This window comes from Gordonia humi (assembly GCF_014197435.1).
GTDB classification, from domain to species: domain Bacteria; phylum Actinomycetota; class Actinomycetes; order Mycobacteriales; family Mycobacteriaceae; genus Gordonia; species Gordonia humi.
In genome coordinates, this window is sequence record NZ_JACIFP010000001.1 from 1 (window position 1) to 19,557 (window position 19,557).

A 19,557-nucleotide genomic window follows, 5' to 3' on the forward strand; every position below is an offset into this window, starting at 1 on the left:
CACGTTGGCCCGCAGGCTCGTCCCGGCTTCGGGCACCGCGGGCGCCGTCGCGGCCGCGGTGGTCGGCATCTGGAATCCGTTCGTCGCCGAACGCCTTCTGCAGGGCCACTGGAGTCTCCTGATCGGCTACGCGACGCTCGGCCCGATCGTCCTGACCGTACTCGGCCTCGCCGAGGAACGGTCGTGGCGTCGGATCGCCATGCTGACCGGCTTGTTCGCCGCCGCGGGCTTCACGCCCACCGGGTCGATTCTGGCGTTGGTCGTCGCCGCGGTGACCGCCGTCGCCGCGCGTCCCGGTGTCCGCATGACGCTGATCGGCGCAGTCGGCTGGGTGCTCGCCTCGTCACCGTGGCTGGTGGCGGCGGCGGTCTCGAACGCCTCCGGGTCGTCCGGCGGCGCAGCAGCTTTCGCTCTTCGCGCCGAACCGGGTCTCGGCTCGTTCGGCACCGCGCTCGGACTGGGTGGGATCTGGAACGCCGACGCGGTGCCGACCAGTCGCACGACGTGGTGGGCCGCCGTCGCGACCGCGTTGTTCCTCCTCGTCGTCGCCACCGGAACGATCGCTCTGCTGCGTTCATCGGCAGGCCCCGTCCCGAAGGCCGAGTGCGGTGCGGATCGCCGTGACGAACCGCGTGTCGAGACCGCCCCCGCGCGTCGCCTCCCTCTCGCCCTGGCCCTCCTCGCCCTCGCCGCCGTCCTCCTCGTCGTCCTCGCCGCCACCGGTCCCGGTCGCACCGCGATGGACGCCGTCCTCGCCGACGTCCCCGGTGCCGGGCTCCTCCGCGACACGCAGAAGTACGTGGCCCTGGCGGTCCCGTTCGCATCGCTCGCCGCGGCCGCGGCGGTCGGCGCGCTTCGCCGTCTGGTGCCGGGTGGTTTCGCCGCGACCGCGGTCGCACTGCTGGTCGCCGCACTGCTTCCCGACCTCGCGTGGGGCGTCGGCGGACAGATCCGACCGGTCACGATTCCCGCCGACTATCAGCGCGTGGTCGACGAGATCGGCGACGGCGACGGATCGTCCGTCGCGCTCTGGCCGACATCGACGGTCCGCTCTCTCTCGTGGACCGACGGGCCGTCGCTCTCGCCGCTGCCGAGGATGATCGACGCCCCGGTCGTCGTCGACGGCACGCTGATCGTGGACGGCGAGCCGCTCGACGCCCCGACCGGGCGCACCGCCGACATCGTCGCCGCGCTGAACGACGGCGGCGACCCGCAGCGTCTCGCCGCGCTCGGTGTCGGCTGGGTGGTGGTCGACGAGGCAGATCCCCCGCCGCTGCTCGCCGACTCGCAGGTCACGGGCGGTGATCGTCTACGCCTGTACCGCATCGCCGACGCCGAGGCGGCGCCGTCGCCGAGTGCGGCGGCCTGGATCTCCGCGATCGGCGCGCTCGCATTGTGGTGCACAGGCATCGTGTGCGGTGTCGCCGCGGCGATCTATCGACGGCGACCGGACAACTCGTCGAACAGCTCGGCGAATCCGTCCGCCGTCGACGCCCAGGAGTAGTCCGCCGACCGCTCACGAGCGGCCTCGCCGAGCATCGCGAGCCGCTCGGGGTCGGCGGCCAGCGCGGCGACCGCCTCGGTCAGTCCGTCCAGGTCGTCGACGAGCACGCCCGTCTCGCCGTCGACGATGGAGTCGGTCAGCCCCGCCGAACCGCGGTACCCGACGGTCGGCACCCCGTGCTGCGCGGCTTCGATCACGGCCAGCCCCCACCCCTCTTTGCGGGACGGCATCAGGTGCAGGTCGGCCCCGGCGAGCAGGCCGTGCTTGCGTTCCTCGTCGACGTGACCGTGGAAGGTCGCACGGTCGTCGATGCCGAGATGTCTTGCGGCTTCCCGTAGTTCGTCGTCCCACCAGCCGCCGCCCACCACGTCCAGGTGCACGTCGACGTCTCGGCCGCCGAGTTCGGCGACGACCCGCAGAGCGTGCTCGATCTGCTTATGCGGCACGAGGCGCGACACGGCGATGAGTCGCAGGCCGTCGTGGCCGGGGGGTTCGCCGACTCCGGCGGGTACCGGGTCCACTCCGTTGCGGATCACCGTGATGCGCTCGGCGTCGACGCCGAGGTCGACGAGTTCGGCGGCCGACGGCGCGGACACCGTCACGTAGCGGCTACGCCGATGCACCCGCGGCGACACCCGAGACTCCACCCACCAGCCGATCCGCGACAGGACGGGACCGGCGACCGGCCACTGCTCACGATGGCAGTGGTGCACGAGGACGACGGTCGGCGCATCGACCAGCAGCCGGGCGAAGAACGGGACACCGTTCTGGGTGTCGACGACGACGTCGGGGCGGTACCCGGCGAGCCGGCCTCGACCGACGCGCGCGGCGGCGAGGGTGGCCGCGGCCCGCAGATAGACCGTGAGTCGGCCCCCGGCGCGGAACACGCGGACACCGTCGACTGCCTGGTGGCGCGGGGCGTCGGGATACGCCGCCGTCAGGAGAGTGACGCGGGAGCCGCGTCGGGCGAGTTCGGCGCCGACGCGCTCCAGGTAGCGTTCGCTGCCGCCGCCCTGCGGGTGACCGGTGTCGCGCCAGCACAGCAGCAGCACGTCGGTCGGCGGGGTCACCCGATCCAGGATATGCGAGACTCGCACGATGTCGTCGTCGAGCTTGCGCCGCAGGGCCACCGTGGGCCGATCCGTCCGGTTGTTCGGCGAGTTCCGGCACGAGCAGACCGATCCCGACCGCTTCTACCGGGCGCTGGCCGACGACACGGCCGCGATGATCGCCCACCTGCATCCCCGATCGCTCGCCGGTGCGAGCGTTCTCGACGTCGGCGGCGGCCCCGGATTCTTCGCCGACGCTTTCACCGAACGCAGTGCCCGCTATCTGTCCGTGGAACCCGACGCCGGTGAGATGGAGGCCGCCGGGCTCGACCACCGGACCGCGGTCCGCGCGCAGGGGCAGCACCTGCCTTTCCGCACCGGCAGCGTGGACGTCTGCTATTCGTCGAACGTCGCCGAGCACACGACGCGGCCGTGGGCGATGGCCGACGAGATGGTGCGCGTGACCCGGTCGGGCGGCACCGTCGTGCTCAGCTACACGCTGTGGTGGGGACCGTTCGGCGGCCACGAGATGGGTGTGACCCACTACCTCGGCGGCCACCGCGCGGCACGCATGTACACCCGACGGCACGGGCATCCGCCGAAGAACCTCTACGGCGAGTCCCTGTTCCCCGTCACCGCGGCCGCCGGCTTGCGCTGGGCCCGCTCGACGCCCGACGCGACCCTGCGACTCGCCTTTCCACGCTATCTGCCGGGATGGGCGTGGCCGGTGGCGCGGATTCCGGGCGTTCGCGAGGTCGCGGCGACGAATCTGGTGCTGGTGTTGGAGAAGAACGCGGCCCGGTGACGCCTGCTCCACCGACCGGAACCGAGGAACGGCTCGGGCTCGCGGACCCGGCGAACCGTGTCCGCCCGTGCCTCACCTCGGCCCGTACCTCACCTCGGCAACGTCGCTCGACACGAGAACGGCCCCAGCCCCGACGTCGACGACGCCAACAGATCCTCGCCCTGCATGATCACGCAGGTGATGCGGCCGCGCACGACGATGCCGGTCAACTCCGCGCGACGGTCCACGACGGTCGTCTTCTGCTGCCACGGGGTGCCGGTGACGGCGACGACCTGCATCCGACGCCCGGTCCGGTAGGTCACGCCGACCACATCGCCGTCACCGGTCAGCTGGTAGGTGACCGTGCCGGGCTCGCCGGTGGGCCGGGTGTGCGTCGACTCGGGAGTCGACGGCGTGGTCGGCGCCGACGTGGTGGTCGTCCTCGACGAGGTCGTACTGGTCGACGGCACTTCGACGACGGTCGTCTGCGGTGCCGCCTCATCGGTGGAGGTGACGTCCTTGACGACGAACACCGCCACCGCGACGAGGGCGATCAGCGCGATGCCGACGACCGTCGACAGGATGATCGTGCGGTTGGTGCTCTTGTCGCTCACGATTCGACGATAGCCTCCAGCGCACGCGTGCGAGCCGCCGTGACCGCGGGCCACAACGCGGCGACGACGCCGACGACCGCCGACCCGACCAGTGTGATGCCGATCAGACTCCACGGGATCACGACGCCGTCCAGCCCCCAGTACGCCAGGGTGCGGATGAGCGGTATCGCGATGGCCAGGCCCAGGACCACGCCCAGGACGGCGCCGAACACCGCGATGTACGTCGACTCCAGGTAGATGGAGCGTCGGACCTGCGCACGCGCCATGCCGATGGCCCGCAGCATTCCGATCTCCTTCTTCCGCTCCACGACCGACAGAGCGAGGGTGTTGACGATGCCGAGGACGGCGATCGCCAGCGACAGTCCGAGCAGTGCGTACAGGGTCACGAGCATCTGATCGATGGTCGAGGAGACGGTGTTCTTGAACTGCTCCTTGTCCTGGATCTGCACGACGAGATACTGCTTCGTGACATCTTCGATCTCACTGCGCAGCTTGTCCACGTCGGTTCCGGGCCGTCCCTTCACCCAGATGGGCGCGGCCTGCCGCATCGTCTCGACCGGCACCAGCTTCTTGTACGCGTCCTCACCGACGATGCGCTGCCCGATCACCTCGCTGTCTTCGTAGACCCCGGTGATCTTCACCGGCACCCGGTCGCCGGTGGGTGCGGTGAGGGTGACCTCGTCGCCGAGCTTCCATCCCTGATCGCGGGCCGTCGACGCATTGATCGCGAGCCCGTCGCCGGGCACGTCGAGACTGCCCTGCTCGGTGTGCACGACGGCGACGTCGTTCAGCGAGCCGCCGAGCGCGGACGACATCCAGAACGGCTGACCGTCGACTTTCGCGGTGGCGAGCGCCTGACTGATGACCACTCCCGCGTCGGGCACCTTCGAGCGGATGGTGTCGGCGATGCCGATGGGCAGCGGCCCGTTGTTGGTGGCCGTCACGATGAAGTCGGCGGTCACCCCCTTGTCGACCTCGCTGTTGACGGTCCCCTTGAACGACGTGCCGATGGTGCCGATCACGACGACGAGCATCAGCCCGAGGGTCAGTGCGAACGCGGTGGCGGCGGACCGTCGCGGGTTGCGGATCGCGTTGGTGCGGGCCAGACGTCCGACGGTGCCGAACGGCTTGGCGAACAGGCTGCCGAACGCGCCGACCACCGGCTGCGACAGGGCCGGTGCGCCGAGCACGACCGCCACCACCGCCAGGAGGGCGCCGAGGCCGACGATCAACGCCGGACCGGTTCCCTCGCCGAGGCCGCCGACCACGAGCGCGAGGACCCCGAGGACCCCGAGGATCGCTCCGACCAACGTGCGGGTGCGCAGCGAACCGGCCCCGGGCTCCACGGTGGACTCGCGCATCGCCTCGACGGGCGGGATCCGCGAAGCGCGTCGCGCCGGGATCCACGCGCTGAGCATGGTCACCACGACGCCGACGACCAGCGAGGCGATCACCGCGGTGACTCCGATGTCGAGGCCGCTGGAAGGCAGTCCCTGCGCCTGCGTCACCGCGAGCATGACGGCCGCGATGCCGATTCCGAGACCGAGACCGATCAGACCGCCGATGACGCCGACGATCGACGCCTCGAGCAGCACCGATCGAGACACGTCGCGGCGGCTCGCTCCGATCGCGCGGAGCAGCGCCAGTTCCTTGTTCCGCTGCGCGACGATCATCGAGAAGGTGTTGTAGATGATGAACGTGCCGACCAGCAGACCGATCGCGGCGAACGCGAGGAACACGGCCTGGATGATGGTCAGGAACTGGTCGACCTGCGCTTTCTGGTCTTCGCGGACCTGGTCGCCGGTGCGCACGTCGTACAGTTCGTCAACGGTCTTCGCGTCGCCGAGGGCCGCGTGGACACGCTCGCGCAGCTGTGCGTCCGAGACACCCGGCCGCGCCGTCATGTCGACCACCGAGACGTACTCCCCGTCGGAGAAGTACTGTTTCGCGGTCGCCTCGTCGAAGGCGATGCCGACGAACCCGCCGGTGGACGTCGGCATGTCGGTGAGCCCGACGACGGTGACGTCGATCGGATCGGAGATGCCGGTGCCGAGGACCACCTTGGTCGGCGATCCGACGTGCAGACCAGCTTTGTCGGCGGCGTCCTTGTTGATGAGGATCTCGCCCTCGCTGGTCGGCGCGCGACCGTCGACGATGTCGCCGTTGGGATCGCCGATGGAGCGACCGGGCGGCAGATACGCCGAGGCGATGCTCGGCGCGCCGCCGGTCTGGATCGGCTTGCCCGCGGAGTCGGCGACGGTGACGGGGCCGCCGACGTTCTCGACGAGTCGATCGATGCCGAGCTCGTCCTTATCCTTCCTGAGCTTGTCGACGAGGTCGACGGGCACGCCCGGCGACTGCGGGTCGGCGGCGCTGACCTCGACGGCGACGCCACGCGCGGCGCTGTCGAAGATCGCGTTGAACGCCGATGAGACCGTCGACGTGAACATGAGTGCGGCGGCGACGAAGCTGGTGCCCAGGACCACGGAGAACACGGTGAGGACGAGGCGGAGCTTATGGGAGGCGAGGCTGCGGACCGAGACCTTCCGCATCACTGACGACGCCATAATCACTGCTTCTCGGTCGTCGAGTCGCCGCCCGGCGCGACGTCGTCGAGGTGCCTCATGACCTCGAAGACGTCGTCGGCGGACGGACGCTGCAGTTCGCGGACGAGCTGCCCGTCGGCGAGGAAGACGACGCGGTCGGCGTAGGCCGCCGCGCGCGGATCGTGGGTGACGATGACGACCGTCTGGTTGAACTCGTCGGTGGCGGCGCGCAGGATGTCCAGGACCTCCCCGGACGAACGCGAGTCGAGGTTGCCGGTCGGCTCGTCGCCGAAGATGATGTCCGGGCGTCCGACGAGGGCGCGCGCACATGCGACGCGCTGCTGCTGGCCGCCGGAGAGTTCACTGGGACGATGCGACAGCCGGTCTGTGATGCCGAGTCGGCCGACGACGGTGTCGAACCATTCGCGGTCCACTTCCCGGCCCGCGATGCCCTGCGGGAGCGTGATGTTCTCCTCCGCGATCAGCGTCGGCACCAGATTGAACGCCTGGAAGACGAAGCCGATGCGGTCGCGCCGCAGCTTGGTCATCTCCTTGTCGGAGAGACCGGCCAGCTCGACGCTGCCGATCCGCACCCGGCCGCCCGACGCGGTGTCGAGGCCGGCGAGACAGTGCATCAGCGTCGACTTGCCCGAACCGGACGGCCCCATGATCGCGGTGAACTCACCGCCCCGGAAGTCGATCGACACGCCGCGCAGTGCATGCACCACCGTGTCGCCGGACCCGTATGTCTTCGTCAAACTCTCGGCGCGCGCGGCGATCTGCTCCGGCTGTTCTGCAGCTGCGTGTGTCATAGGTACAAGAGTTCCAAACGATGCGCCGATGCGCTATCGGGGGATGGCCCTGAGAACTCCAGTCGGGCGTCGCCCCCACAGAACTCGACTACGCATTCGCGGCACCCGGCGACATTCGCGGCATTCGAGAATGCCGCGGATGTTACCGAATGCCGCGAATGTCGTTCAGGGGTGGACGCCCCACGCGAAGCGGTGAGGCTCAGCTCAGGCGCGAACGGAGGCCCTCGAGTTCGTTGGCCAGTGCGGTCGGGAGCTTGTCACCGACGAAGGAGAACCACTCCTCGATGCTCGGCAGCTCGTTCAGCCACTCGTCGTCGTTGACGGCGAGAGCCTCGGCGACGTCCTCGATCGGGACGTCCAGCCCGGTCAGATCGAGCTCCTCCGGCTTGGCGACGATGCCGATCGGGGTCTCGACGCCGTCGACGTTGCCCTCGATGCGGTCGACCATCCACTTCAGCACACGGCTGTTCTCACCGAAGCCCGGCCACAGGAAGCGGCCGTCCTCGCCGCGACGGAACCAGTTGACGTAGAACACGGCGGGCAGCTGCGCACCGTTGCGGCGACCGATGTTCAGCCAGTGCTCGAAGTAGTCGCCGACGTGGTAGCCGAGGAACGGCAGCATCGCCATCGGGTCGCGGCGGACGGTGCCGACCTTGCCCTCGGCGGCGGCGGTCTGCTCCGAGCCGACGGTGGCGCCCATGAAGACGGCGTGCTCCCAGTTGCGGGCCTGCGTGACCAGCGGAACCGTGGTCTTGCGGCGGCCGCCGAACAGGATCGCCGAGATCGGCACGCCCTGCGGGTCGTCCCACTCGGAGGCCAGAGTCGGGCACTGCGCCATCGGGGTGCAGTAGCGCGAGTTCGGGTGGGCGGCCTTCTCACCGGACTCCGGGGTCCAGTCGTTGCCCTTCCAGTCGATGAGGTGCTCGGGCGCCTCGCCGATGCCCTCCCACCACACGTCGCCGTCGTCGGTGCGCGCGACGTTCGTGTACAGGGTGTTGCCCGCCTCGATGGTCTGCATCGCGGTCGGGTTCGAGTCCATGCCGGTGCCCGGCGCGACGCCGAAGAAGCCGAACTCCGGGTTGACGGCGTACAGCTGTCCGTCCTTGCCGAAGCGCATCCATGCGATGTCGTCGCCCACGGTCTCGGCCTTCCAGCCGTCCAGGGTCGGCAGGATCATCGCGAGGTTGGTCTTACCGCACGCCGACGGGAAGGCGGCCGCGACGAAGTAGACCTTGTTCTCCGGCGAGGTGAGCTTGAGGATGAGCATGTGCTCGGCCAGCCAGCCCTCGTCGTGCGCCATCGCCGATGCGATGCGCAGCGCGTAGCACTTCTTGCCCAGCAGCGCGTTGCCGCCGTAGCCCGAACCGTACGACCAGATGATGCGATCCTCGGGGAACTGCACGATGTACTTGTCCGGGTTGCACGGCCACGGGACATCGTCCTGACCGGGCTCGAGCGGCGCGCCGACCGAGTGCAGGGCCTTGACGAAGAAGCCGTCGGCGCCGAGGGTCTTGAGGACGTCGTTGCCGACACGGGTCATGACGCGCATCGACAGGACGACGTACTCGGAGTCGGTGATCTCGACGCCCAGCTTGGGGTCGTCCGAGCCGAGCGGGCCCATGCAGAACGGGACCACGTACATGGTGCGACCGTGCATGCACCCGCGGTACAGCTCGGTCATGGTGGCGCGCATCTCGTCGGGGTCGACCCAGTTGTTGGTCGGGCCCGCTGCCTCTTCGGTCTTGGAACAGATGAAGGTGCGCGATTCGACGCGGGCGACGTCGGCGGGATCCGAGAGAGCCAGGAACGAGTTCGGCTTCTTCTCGTCGTTCAGCTTCACCATGGTGCCGGACTCGACCAGCTGGGACGACAGGCGGTCCCACTCCTCGTCGCTGCCGTCCGACCAGACCACCCGGTCGGGCTGCGTCAGCTCAGCAACCTCAGCCACCCAGGCGAGAAGCCCGGCGTGGGTTGTCGGGGCGTTTCCGGGCTCGAGGCCAGGAATGGTCGCAGCGGTCATGCGGATCTCCTCAGTAACGGCGATACCTGCGCCAGTAGTTCCGTCCAGGCGCAGTTGGCATCGAGGATACGCGGTGTATGCACACTTCCTGTACCCGGTACAGCGAGGAATTCGTCACTGTAGCCGACCGAGTGACGTAGGACTCCACGGCAGCGGCCGGTCCGCGACGTCCGCGACGGCGACCTCCGCGTCCGCGGTCAGCCGCGTCATCCGGTCGATGCGACCGTCCCCGTCGGAATCGGTCAGGATGACCGGGTCGCCGTCGGAATCGCTGGTGATCGAGTCGGGGACGCCGTCGCCGTCGGCATCGACATCGGCGGGTCCCAGATCCCAGAGCTGGCCGTCCTGGTAGACCCAGAGGTCGTCGGCCGGCCCCTCTCTGAGAGCGGAATCGGCCGACGCGGCGTCGTCGGTGGGCTCGGATGCGAACCAGTCGTCCATACTGCCTTCTCTCCTCCCCTATAGATTAGGCCGTCTTCGGTTCCACGGGGCCCGACCGACGCCCGCCTCGGTCAGACCGATCCGGGCGATGAGCCGGTGCTCGAGCGCGGTGCGCCGCAGCACGACGATGTCGGAGGTCCACTTGCGCAGCGCGGTCCGCGTGGCCGCGGTCCTTCGCACTCCGACGATCCACGCGGCCACCGCCAGCCCGGTCGCCGCCGTCAGGACCGCACCGGCCCACCCGAGTCCGGCCCATTGGACCATCGGTGCGACGAGCACGCGGCCGGCGCCGAACCCCGCGCTGACGCCGAACAGCAGCACCACGGCGTCCTCCGCACTCGGGCGACGTTCCGGCGGCGCAGGCGCCGAGACGACCGCCGGAACGGGTCGAACGTCGACGGCCGCCTCGTCGGGCAGCCCCGCGGAGGCGACCGACCGCACCTTGTCGAGGCGGTCGGCCAACCGCGCGTCGATCGTCGTCTCCACCGCGGCCACGGCCCCGGTGACCCACCCGATGTAGGCGTCGACGTCGGCGGGACGCAGGCCGGAGCACACACGGTCGGCGCGCACCGCCAACGACTGCAACGACTCCCGGGCCGCGGTCAGCGCATCGGTCCGGGCCGCGGCGACACCGGCGCGCAGTCCGGTCAGACGATCGGCGCGGGACGGCCCGGATGCGAGCGGCGCCGGGCGCACGGCGGGTCCGAGCCGGGTCACGGGCGTCGGCGGGCGCACCGGGACGGACGCGTCGGTGTCGGCCGTGGCACACCAGTCGGCCAGGTCGTCGACACCGCCGCCCGTGCTGGACACGGCGAACACGGCCAGCCGTCGGCCCGGGTCGACGGCGTCGCGCAGCCGCGCCGCCGTCCCCGGCCAATCCGGGTACCGATCGACCCGGGTCATCACCAGCGCGGTGGGTGTCGCCAGATCGGCGAGTTCGCCGAGCAGCTCGTACTCCTCGTCCCCCGGCTCACCGGAGAGGTCCAGGGCGACGATCGCGCACCGGTCGGTCCGTTCCGGGTGCACCCGCGACGACGCGCCCAACGCCCGCGCCAACGGGCCCGGCTCGGCGCCCGCGGTTCCGAGGACCACCGCCGTCTCCGTCCCGGTCATGAGGCGAATCCGACGAGAGCGCGTTCGGCGTCGTCGCGGGCCACCCCGCGAGCGGCCAGCAGTCGCAGGTCGTCTCGCAGACGGCGATCCCGCAGGGTCGCCACCGGCCCGGAACGCTCACGGATCGGATCGGCGAGGGCGTCGATGCCGCTGACCGCGCGCAACCGCTCGGTCACCTCCCGCGCGGTGGACTCCGGCAGCCGATCGAGGAGCTCGCGGGCGGCCGCGACGCCCGTCAGCCCGTAGCGGCGCAGCAGCGGCGCCGGGGGATCGGCGGCGCGCAGGCCCACCAGATCGGCGGGGCCGACCGCCGCCGACGCCAACAACCCGGACACCGGGTGCACCGAGCGCCCCAGGTCGTCGGCTGCCGCATCGGCGAGCGCCCGCGGATCGGACCTGACATCGGCCTTGGCTGCGACGACGATCGTCGGAACGGCGACGTCGGCCAGTGCCCGGCGATCCTGTTCGCGCACCTGCGCGCCGATCACCCGGATCAACAGATCCGCCGTCGGCGGCGGATCGGTGTCACCGATGGTCATGCAGCACAGTCGGAAACACGTTCGCAGCGCCGCCGCCATCGTCGACGAGCCGGCTCCGGGCCGCCCCGCGACCGCGACGGTGAGCGGTCCCGACCGGCGAGTCTGCACCTGCTCGAGCGCTTCGTCGTCCCCCATCCGAGCACCTCCCCCAAGGTCGGACTCGACGCTACCCCGATGCGGCGCGCCGCGACGGCGGTTCGGGTGTCGGTTGTGGATAAGCGGCGAACGTACGACACCATAGACCTGTGAACAACGACGAGAGCCCCGTCGCCGACCCCGCAGACGCCCCGCGTGAGCACACCGACCGCGACAACTCGCGCCTGTATCCGCGCGTCACGAGTTTCCGGTTCCGCCGCGGCTCGCTGACCACCGGACAGAAGCGGAACTGGGAGACCCTGTGGCCGGTTCTCGGCCGCGATCTGAAGACCGGACCCGACGCCGCGGACGAACCGCCTCTCGACGCACCCGACTGGTTCGGCAGGCAGGCGCCGCTGATCATCGAGGTCGGCAGCGGCACCGGCATCTCGACCGCGGCGATGGCCGAGGCCGAACCGGACACCGACGTGGTGGCCGTCGAGGTCTACCAGCCGGGACTCGCACAACTCGTCGGCCTCGTCGACCGCGGTGGACTGACGAACGTCCGGATGATCCGCGGCGACGCCACCGTGGTCCTGACCGAACTCGTCGCGCCGAACAGCCTCACCGGCGTGCGCGTGTTCTTCCCGGACCCGTGGCCCAAGACCCGCCACCACAAGAGACGCTTCCTGCAGTCGGGCACTCTCGAACTGATCGCCGACCGGCTCAAGCCCGGCGGGGTGCTGCACATCGCGACCGATCACGCCGACTACGCGCTGTGGATCGCCGAACTGCTCGCCACCCAGCATCCGGATCGTCCGCACGTGGTGCCGTTGACCTTCGATTCCCCGATCCTTCTGGAGCGTCCGACGACTAAGTTCGAAGGACGGGCACACACCGAGGGGCGCGACGTGAACGAATTCGTCTACGTCAAACCGCTCCCCCGCGAGAAGCCGACCGCACCGACTCAAGAGGATCCGTCATGACCGCACCAGAGTTCGCCGAAGCGATCACCGGCACCAGCCCCGCTCGCCGCGTCCTGCTCATCTGGGACGCACCGAACATGGACATGGGGCTCGGCAGCCTCCTCGGCGGTCGTCCCACCGCGGCGCACCGCCCCCGCTTCGACGCGCTCGGCAGGTGGGTGCTGCAGCGCACCGCCGCGATCGGCGCCGCGACCCGCGACACCGTCGAACCCGAAGCCACGGTGTTCACCAACATCGCGCCGGGCAGCGCGGACGTGGTGCGCCCGTGGGTCGAGGCCCTGCGGAACGTCGGCTACGCGGTCTTCGCCAAGCCGAAGCTCACCGATGACAGCGACGTCGACGACGACATGCTCAATCACCTCGAAGTGCGACGACACTCGCCCGGCCTCGCCGGCGTGATCATCGCCTCCGCCGACGGACAGGCGTTCCGGGAGCCGCTGCTGGAGATCGCCGCCGAGGGCGTGCCGGTCGTCGTCATCGGTTTCCGGGAGCACGCGAGCTGGGCGCTGACCACCGATGAGCTGGAGTTCGTCGACCTCGAAGAGATCCCCGGCGTCTTCCGCGAACCCCTCCCGCGCATCAGCCTCGACTCGCTGCCCGACGACGGCGCATGGCTCACGCCGTTCCGTCCGCTCAGCGCGCTCCTCAAGTAAGGTCCGCCGCACACGTCGCCAGAGGGACGTTCTCCCCGCAGCTCTCTCTCATAGTCTCTCAGGTGAAGCTGCGACAATCGCACTTTGCAGTGTTCGCGAGAAGGAAGGAAGCCGGCGTGTTCGGATCCATCGGCTCATTCGTGTACCGAATGCGCTTCGCCGTCATCGCTGTGCTCATCGCATTGATGGGCGGCCTCGGCCTCTACGGCATGGACCTGCCGAAGTACCTGTCGCAGAGCGGCTGGTTCGATCCGTCATCGGAGTCGGTGACCGGTTCCGTCGTCGCCGACTCCGCCCTCGGTCGCGATCACAAGTCCGATGTGATCCTGCTGATCACGCCGCCCGACGGCACACGGATCGACGACGCGGCCTTCGGTCAGAAGATGCAGAAGCTGACCGACGATCTGATCGCCGAACACCCGGACATCGTCAGCCGCGAGGTCGACGACGTCCACGCCGGTCTGATCAGCCCCTTCGACGAGATACGCAACGGCGCCGACGAGATCGCCGCGAAGCAGAAACGCGAGCGGATGTGGACCGCCGACCGCAGACACGGCTTCATCTCCATCGGTGTGACCGGCAACGACGACACCGCGATCCTGAACAACTACAAGGTGATCGAGCCGTTCTTCAACGGACTCGCCGAGCGGTACGACCTGCCCGGAACCACCTTCGAACTGGCCGGTCTGCAACCGATCGCCGGGTCGATGTCCGCCGGCATGGACGCCGACATCCACCGCGCCGAGATCATCGCGCTGCCGGTGGTCGCGGTGATGCTGCTGTTCGTGTTCGGCGGCGTGATCGCCGCGATCCTCCCGGTGTTCATCGGCGGTCTGACGATCGCCGGATCGCTGGGCATCACCAAGATCATCGCCCAGGCCACCGAACTCAACATCTTCGCCCAATCGGTCATCACGCTGATCGGTCTGGGCATCGCCATCGACTACGGCCTGTTCATCGTCAGCAGGTTCCGAGAAGAACTCGCCGAGGGGTACACGGTCAAGGCCGCGGTCCGAAGAACCGTGATGACCTCGGGTCAGACGGTCGTGTTCTCGGCGACGATCATCGTCGCGGCCCTCGCCTGTCTGCTGATGTTCCCGCAGGCGTTCCTCAAATCCGTGGCGTACGGCGCCATCGCGTCGGTCGCGTTGGCGGCGATCCTGTCGATCACCGTGCTGCCCGCGATCCTGGCGATCCTCGGGCGGCGGGTCGATGCGTTCAGCGTGCCGTTCCTCAACCGGAGCAAGACCCGGGAGGAGATCGAGTCCGGCTTCTGGGGCAAACTCGCCACCTGGGTGATGAAGCACCCGCTCAAGACCGCGATTCCGACGGTTCTGCTGCTGTTGATCCTCATCATCCCGTTCGGGAACATCGCCTTCACCGGGCTGTCGGAGAAGCTTCTGCCGCCGGACAATGCGAACCGCGTCGCCCAGGAGCACTTCGACGAACTGTTCCCGACCGAGCGCACCGAGGAACTCAAGCTCGTCGTCGTCTACGACCAGAACGGCGACGACGTGGCGGGCAAACTGCAGACCATCGCCGACGAGGCCAATAAGATCCCCGGCTTCACCAAACAGTTCTCCCCGGACGCCGACGGCGGCGCCCTCGACGGCGTCTACGGCGACGAGGAGACCGGTCTGGGCGTGACCCAGATGTCGGCGGGCCTGGAGAACCGGGACACCGCGGCCGAGGCCATCGACAAGCTGCGCAGCATCGACGACCAGGGGCTGCGGATCTACGTGGCGGGCACGCCCGCCCTCACGCAGGACTCCATCGACGGACTGATGAAGAAACTCCCGTACATGGCGGTGCTCCTGGTCGTCGTGTCCGGACTGCTGATGTTCCTGGCGTTCGGCTCGATCATCCTGCCGATCAAGGCCGCGCTGATGACCGCACTCGGCCTCGGATCCACACTTGGCATCTTGACCTGGATCTTCGTCGACGGCAACGGGTCGTCGATCGCCAACTTCACGCCCGGCCCGCTGTTCGCACCGATCCTCGTGCTGATCATCGCGATCATCTACGGATTGTCGACCGACTACGAGATATTCCTGCTCTCCCGCATGGTGGAAGCCAGACAGAACGGGGCGTCGACGACCGAGGCGATCCGGACCGGCACCGCCAACACCGGCCGCATCATCACCGCGGCCGCGGCGATCCTCGTCGTCGTGACCGGTGCGTTCGGCTTCTCCGAGATCGTGATGATGAAGTACATCGCGTTCGGCATGATCGCGGCGCTGATCCTCGACGCGACCGTGATCCGCATGCTGCTGGTGCCGTCGGTGATGAAACTGCTCGGTGACGACTGCTGGTGGTCGCCGCGGTGGATGCAGCGTCTGCAAGAACGGATCGGTCTGGGCGAGAAGACTATTCTCGACGAGCCGGGTGAGAAGGAGATCCTCGCGCACGCCGCGGTGGCCTCCTCCTCCGGCGGCGTCGTCGCGGCCGCGGAGGCCCCGACCACCGCCATGAAGCGCGTCACCGAGCGTCCCGTCGCCGGTCAGGCCGAACCGACCGGGGTCCGGCGCGCACTGGCCAAGACCTCCCGGGACGACCATGCGTCCGACGACGATCTGCACGGATCCGAGAGCACCCTCGACGAACTCATCGGTGACGACGACAACGATGACGCACCCGCGCGGCCGGCGCCGGCCGCCTCTCGCCGCAAGAGCGAGGGGCCGGACACCGGTTCCTGGCGTCTCGGTGCGAGCGGCGTACGCCAGTCGTCCCAGGACATCCGCCCGCGCCCGCAGCAGCCGGGCGCCCCGGTCGTGCAGCCGGGTCCGGCGCGTCCGCCGCAGCCGCAGCGCCCCACCTCGCAGCCGCTGCCCGTTCAGCGCCCCGAGCAGGCACGACGACCGGCCGCGGGATCGGCTCGACCGCCGGCTCCACAGCCGCCGAACGCGCAGCCTCGGCCCGGCCGCCGGCAGGCTCCGCCCGCTCCCCGGGCTCCCCAGAGACCGACTCCGCAGCCACGGACAGAGCCCGCACCGCGGGCGACCGACACGACGGAGTCGCGGTCGGCCCGCGAACTGCGACCGGACCGCGACGGACAGATCAGCGTGCAGGATCTACTCCGTCGCAGCCGAGGACACGCCTCCGACGACGAGTCCTGAGTTTTCAGCAAGGGCACCGAGCACCGTAGGGTGAACGGCATGTCCGACGACGCCGACGCCACGGCCGACGCCCCCGACGCCCCGTCTGGTAAGCGTCGGCCGTGGCGTCGCTGGCTCCGGTGGACCATCATCGTCCTCGTCGTCGTGATCCTCGGGGTCGAGGGATATCTGATCTGGCCGAAGCTCAAGGACACCTGGGCCCACATCGGCGAGCTCCGCTGGGCGTGGGTCGCCGCCTGCATCGTCGCCGCCGGACTGTCGATGGACAGTTACGCGCAGGTGCAGCGCGCCCTCATGCGGTCGGCAGGGGTCAAGGTGAGCCAGGCCGAGTCGCTCGCGGTGATTCTGGCGTCCAATTCGGTGTCGCAGACGATGCCCGGCGGCCAGGTCCTCTCCCCCGCCTTCGTGTACCGGGAGAGCCGCAAGTGGGGCGCCACCCCGGTCATCGCGTCCTGGCAGGTCGTCATGTCCGGACTCCTCGCCGGCGCCGGACTCGCCGTCCTCGGACTCGGCGGCGCACTGCTGGCGGGCGCCAAGACCAGCCCGTTCTCGGTGATCTTCTCCGTCACCGGGTTCCTCGTGTTCGCGATCGCGGTGCAGTATCTGGCCAGCCATCCCCAGATCCTCGAGAACGCCGGGCTCAAAGTCCTGGGCTGGACCAACAATCTGCGGGACAAGCCGGGCGACCACGGTCACGCTCGGCTCAGGCAGATCATCGAGCAGTTGGAGGCCGTGCAGCTCAACCGGCGCGACGGTGCCATCGCCTTCGGCTGGAGCTTCTTCAACTGGGTCGCCGACGTGGCCTGCCTGGCGTTCGCCTGCTATGCCGTGAACGCGCACCCGTCGTTCTCGGGACTGATGGTCGCCTACGCCGCGGGGAAGGCGGTCGGCACCGCGATCCCGTTGCTGCCCGGTGGAATCGGCGTCGTCGACATCACCATGCAGCTCGCTCTGACGTCGGCGGGCATGCCCGCGGGCGTCGCGCTCACCGCGGTGCTCATCTACCGCGTCGTAAGCTACATCCTCGTCGCCGCGGTCGGCTGGGTGGTCATCGCCGTCCGCTATCGCGGTGCGTTCAAGTCCGACGACACCCTCGACCAGGAGATGGCGGTCGACAAGGCGCGCTTCGCCGAATCGGACGGCACTCTCGAGGACCCCCGGACCGAGCAGTAGCGACTGCGATCGGCATCGCTACCGTGGAGGCATGATCTCGACAGACTCCGCCGCCGTCGTGCGCACTCCGGCCTCGGCCGTCGTCCTGACCGCGCTCGCCGACATCGTCGCCATCGGCGTATTCGTCACGATCGGCCGTAGCAGCCACGACGAGGCGTCGTCGTTGTCCGGATTCTTCTCGACGGCGTGGCCGTTCCTCGTCGGTGGGGCCGTCGGATGGTGCGTCACCGCGATCGTGACCGGATCGAGGTTCCGTCCCGCTCAGCTCTGGCCCGCCGGAGTGATCGTCTGGATCGCCACCGTCGTCATCGGCATGGTGCTGCGTGTGGTGGCCGATCAGGGCACCGCGGTGTCGTTCATCGTCGTCGCGACCATTGCGACCGGCGTCCTGCTGCTCGGCTGGCGCGGCGTGGCGGTCGCCGTGTCGCGCATACGGCGCTGATCCGCCCGGCACGCCCAAGGGCGGACGCGGTCTACTGAGCCGACACCCTGAAGTACTTCTGCGCCACTTGGAGAGCGGCCGTACCCGACTTGTCTCCCTCGCAGTAGATCACGAGGACCTTCTTGCCCTGGATGCCGACGAACCACCCCGGCCCCTGCGGGCCGTTGGTGCCGACGAGCGCGCGCAGGCCGGGGGCGCCGGTCAGATCGCTCGCATCGCCGCTCTTGGCCGTCTTGGCCATGTCGGCCAAGATCTTGCGAGCCGTGTCCGGCGAGAACTCGCCGAGTTCTCCGCCGCCGACCTTGGTCTGCGCGCCCTTCACGATGTAGGGCGCGACCGCATCGCTGCGTCCGGCGTCCGCGCGGGCGAGCGCCACCCCGAGCGCACCCATGTTGAGCATCGACGACGTGTAATCCGACGGCGAGAAGTCGGCGCTGGACACCTTCGGTGTGCCCGGCGAGTGGGGCAGGCTGACCCCCGGCGCGGTGAACTTCGCGCCGAGGCCGTAGTGGAACAGCAGCCGACCCGCTTTGCCGTCGTCGCCGCCCGCCTCGCGGTCGACCGCCGCGAACACCGGATCCAAGGTCGACCCCGTGGCGTACGACGTACCGGCCTGCACGTCGCGCTTGGCGGCGGCGTCGTTGCGGGCCATGCCGAGGATGCCGCCGGTGGACGCGTCGAAGGTCATCATCGTCGCGGGCTGGGCGACGTCGACGACCGAGTCGCCCAGCACCAGCTGCTGATTCTGATCGACGGTGGTGGCGATGTCCTTGGCGGGCGGCCCCTGCTTGCCCGCCAGACGCTGGGGGCGGCTGCCCGGGGTCACCAGCTGGACCTGCCAGCCCGCCGTCGCATCGCGGACCGCGGCCCAGTAGTTCGTCAACCCCGTTTCGAGGGGGCTGGAGAGTCGTCGATCGTCCATCACGAGTTTGCCGGTGCGATTGACGGTGACGCCGGCGATCTTCGCCGGGTCGGAGGCGACGAGCCCCATGTCCTCTTCGCGCAGCACGACGGCGGTCACCGCACGTCCGTCCGCCTGGTCGACCTTCTCGCGGATCACCGCCGCGGTGACCAGCGGGGCGATCGGCTCGATGGCGCGGGCCAGCGCGTTGATCGCGGCGTCGGATTTGCGCCCCGCGGCGGCCGGGTCGAAGACGATCTCGTCGACCGGCTCCATCTTCATGAACGTCTTACCGGTACGGCTGTCGACGGTGGGCGCCGGTGACGCGTCGGTGCGGACCTTCTGCAGTCGCGCGCCGGCGGGCATGTTCTGGTAGACCAGTCCCGGTTCCCACTGCACCTTCCAGCCGCTGGAGAGCTCGCGAGCGGTCCCGGACGTGCTCGTCTCGAACGTCCCCTGATCGGGCCAGGTCCACGTGGTCTTGATCGTGAACGACGCGGTGCCGTCGCTGTACTCGACGGGATCGTCGACCGACGTCGTCACGGAATCGGGTGCCATGCCGGCGAACGTGGCGCCGAGCGTTTCGGCCGCCGACGCCGGGGCGGTCGTCAGATCCGACGCCGCCTGGACGTTCTTGTCCGCGATCGCCGCAGCGTAATCGCTGACGACGCCCGCGGCATCGGTGCTGTCCCCCGACCCGCACCCGGTGACCAATGACAGTGTGAGAGCAGCGGCCACCGTCGCCGCTGCAACACTGCTTCCCCTCCATGCCATGACATCAATTTTCAC

16 protein-coding genes are annotated in these 19,557 nt (G+C 69.5%); 7 read left to right on the forward strand and 9 right to left on the reverse strand.

The genetic code is table 11. The features are described from left to right. The coding region (locus tag BKA16_RS00005; RefSeq protein WP_183368635.1) for an MmpA family trehalose lipid delivery protein at nucleotides 1-1,504 on the forward strand (1,504 nt) is incomplete at its 5' end. On the opposite strand, the gene BKA16_RS00010 is transcribed toward BKA16_RS00005, so the two are convergent. Continuing rightward, nucleotides 1,435-2,574: a glycosyltransferase gene (locus BKA16_RS00010; RefSeq protein ID WP_183368636.1), complete on the reverse strand. Its 1,140-nt coding sequence runs from the start codon at nucleotides 2,572-2,574 to the stop codon at nucleotides 1,435-1,437. The two genes, BKA16_RS00005 and BKA16_RS00010, sit on opposite strands and share 70 nt — an antisense overlap. Nucleotides 2,575-2,602: 28 nt before the next feature. Here BKA16_RS00010 and BKA16_RS00015 point away from each other — a divergent pair, with 28 nt between their 5' ends. Then, nucleotides 2,603-3,358 carry a class I SAM-dependent methyltransferase gene (locus tag BKA16_RS00015; RefSeq protein WP_183368637.1) on the forward strand — a complete coding sequence of 252 codons (756 nt, stop codon included), beginning with the start codon at nucleotides 2,603-2,605 and terminating at the stop codon, nucleotides 3,356-3,358. Nucleotides 3,359-3,447: 89 nt separating this feature from the next. On the opposite strand, the gene BKA16_RS00020 is transcribed toward BKA16_RS00015, so the two are convergent. The 7 genes from BKA16_RS00020 to BKA16_RS00050 form a co-directional block, all read right to left on the reverse strand. Then, the gene (locus tag BKA16_RS00020) at nucleotides 3,448-3,951 is read right to left on the reverse strand and encodes a hypothetical protein (RefSeq protein WP_343067223.1); all 504 of its coding nucleotides are present in this window, start codon (nucleotides 3,949-3,951) and stop codon (nucleotides 3,448-3,450) included. Beyond that, on the reverse strand, nucleotides 3,948-6,518 hold the full coding sequence (locus BKA16_RS00025; protein WP_246371556.1) for an ABC transporter permease: 2,571 nt from the start codon (nucleotides 6,516-6,518) through the stop codon (nucleotides 3,948-3,950). Before BKA16_RS00025 ends, BKA16_RS00020 begins: the two co-directional genes overlap by 4 nt. A 2-nt stretch (nucleotides 6,519-6,520) precedes the next feature. Beyond that, the gene (locus BKA16_RS00030; RefSeq protein WP_183368638.1) at nucleotides 6,521-7,309 is read right to left on the reverse strand and encodes an ABC transporter ATP-binding protein; all 789 of its coding nucleotides are present in this window, start codon (nucleotides 7,307-7,309) and stop codon (nucleotides 6,521-6,523) included. Between the two features lie 199 nt (nucleotides 7,310-7,508). Next, complete coding sequence (locus tag BKA16_RS00035; RefSeq protein ID WP_183368639.1) at nucleotides 7,509-9,329, reverse strand: phosphoenolpyruvate carboxykinase (GTP); 1,821 nt, start codon at nucleotides 9,327-9,329, stop codon at nucleotides 7,509-7,511. 114 nt (nucleotides 9,330-9,443) lie between these two features. Beyond that, nucleotides 9,444-9,770 carry a hypothetical protein gene (locus BKA16_RS00040; RefSeq protein WP_183368640.1) on the reverse strand — a complete coding sequence of 109 codons (327 nt, stop codon included), beginning with the start codon at nucleotides 9,768-9,770 and terminating at the stop codon, nucleotides 9,444-9,446. Between the two features lie 18 nt (nucleotides 9,771-9,788). Continuing rightward, nucleotides 9,789-10,883, reverse strand: a complete 1,095-nt coding sequence (locus tag BKA16_RS00045) for a GTPase domain-containing protein (protein WP_183368641.1) — start codon at nucleotides 10,881-10,883, stop codon at nucleotides 9,789-9,791. Next, nucleotides 10,880-11,557, reverse strand: a complete 678-nt coding sequence (locus tag BKA16_RS00050; RefSeq protein ID WP_183368642.1) for a hypothetical protein — start codon at nucleotides 11,555-11,557, stop codon at nucleotides 10,880-10,882. Before BKA16_RS00050 ends, BKA16_RS00045 begins: the two co-directional genes overlap by 4 nt. A 110-nt stretch (nucleotides 11,558-11,667) precedes the next feature. On the opposite strand from BKA16_RS00050, the gene trmB reads away from it, so the two are divergent. The 5 genes from trmB to BKA16_RS00075 all read left to right on the forward strand — a co-directional run bounded on the left by trmB (nucleotide 11,668) and on the right by BKA16_RS00075 (nucleotide 17,867). Further along, nucleotides 11,668-12,483 carry a tRNA (guanosine(46)-N7)-methyltransferase TrmB gene (gene trmB, locus BKA16_RS00055; RefSeq protein ID WP_183368643.1) on the forward strand — a complete coding sequence of 272 codons (816 nt, stop codon included), beginning with the start codon at nucleotides 11,668-11,670 and terminating at the stop codon, nucleotides 12,481-12,483. Then, nucleotides 12,480-13,136 carry an NYN domain-containing protein gene (locus BKA16_RS00060; protein WP_183368644.1) on the forward strand — a complete coding sequence of 219 codons (657 nt, stop codon included), beginning with the start codon at nucleotides 12,480-12,482 and terminating at the stop codon, nucleotides 13,134-13,136. Before trmB ends, BKA16_RS00060 begins: the two co-directional genes overlap by 4 nt. A 116-nt stretch (nucleotides 13,137-13,252) precedes the next feature. Further along, nucleotides 13,253-16,252, forward strand: a complete 3,000-nt coding sequence (locus BKA16_RS00065; RefSeq protein ID WP_183368645.1) for an MMPL family transporter — start codon at nucleotides 13,253-13,255, stop codon at nucleotides 16,250-16,252. 39 nt (nucleotides 16,253-16,291) lie between these two features. After that, on the forward strand, nucleotides 16,292-17,425 hold the full coding sequence (locus BKA16_RS00070; RefSeq protein WP_183368646.1) for a lysylphosphatidylglycerol synthase transmembrane domain-containing protein: 1,134 nt from the start codon (nucleotides 16,292-16,294) through the stop codon (nucleotides 17,423-17,425). A 31-nt stretch (nucleotides 17,426-17,456) separates the two neighbouring features. Beyond that, nucleotides 17,457-17,867, forward strand: coding sequence for a DUF3054 domain-containing protein (locus BKA16_RS00075; protein ID WP_183368647.1), 411 nt, complete (start codon nucleotides 17,457-17,459; stop codon nucleotides 17,865-17,867). A 31-nt stretch (nucleotides 17,868-17,898) separates the two neighbouring features. Here the strand turns inward: BKA16_RS00075 and BKA16_RS00080 are convergent, their stop codons facing one another. Further along, nucleotides 17,899-19,542: an NTF2-like N-terminal transpeptidase domain-containing protein gene (locus BKA16_RS00080; protein WP_183368648.1), complete on the reverse strand. Its 1,644-nt coding sequence runs from the start codon at nucleotides 19,540-19,542 to the stop codon at nucleotides 17,899-17,901. Between the last annotated feature and the right edge of the window lie 15 nt (nucleotides 19,543-19,557).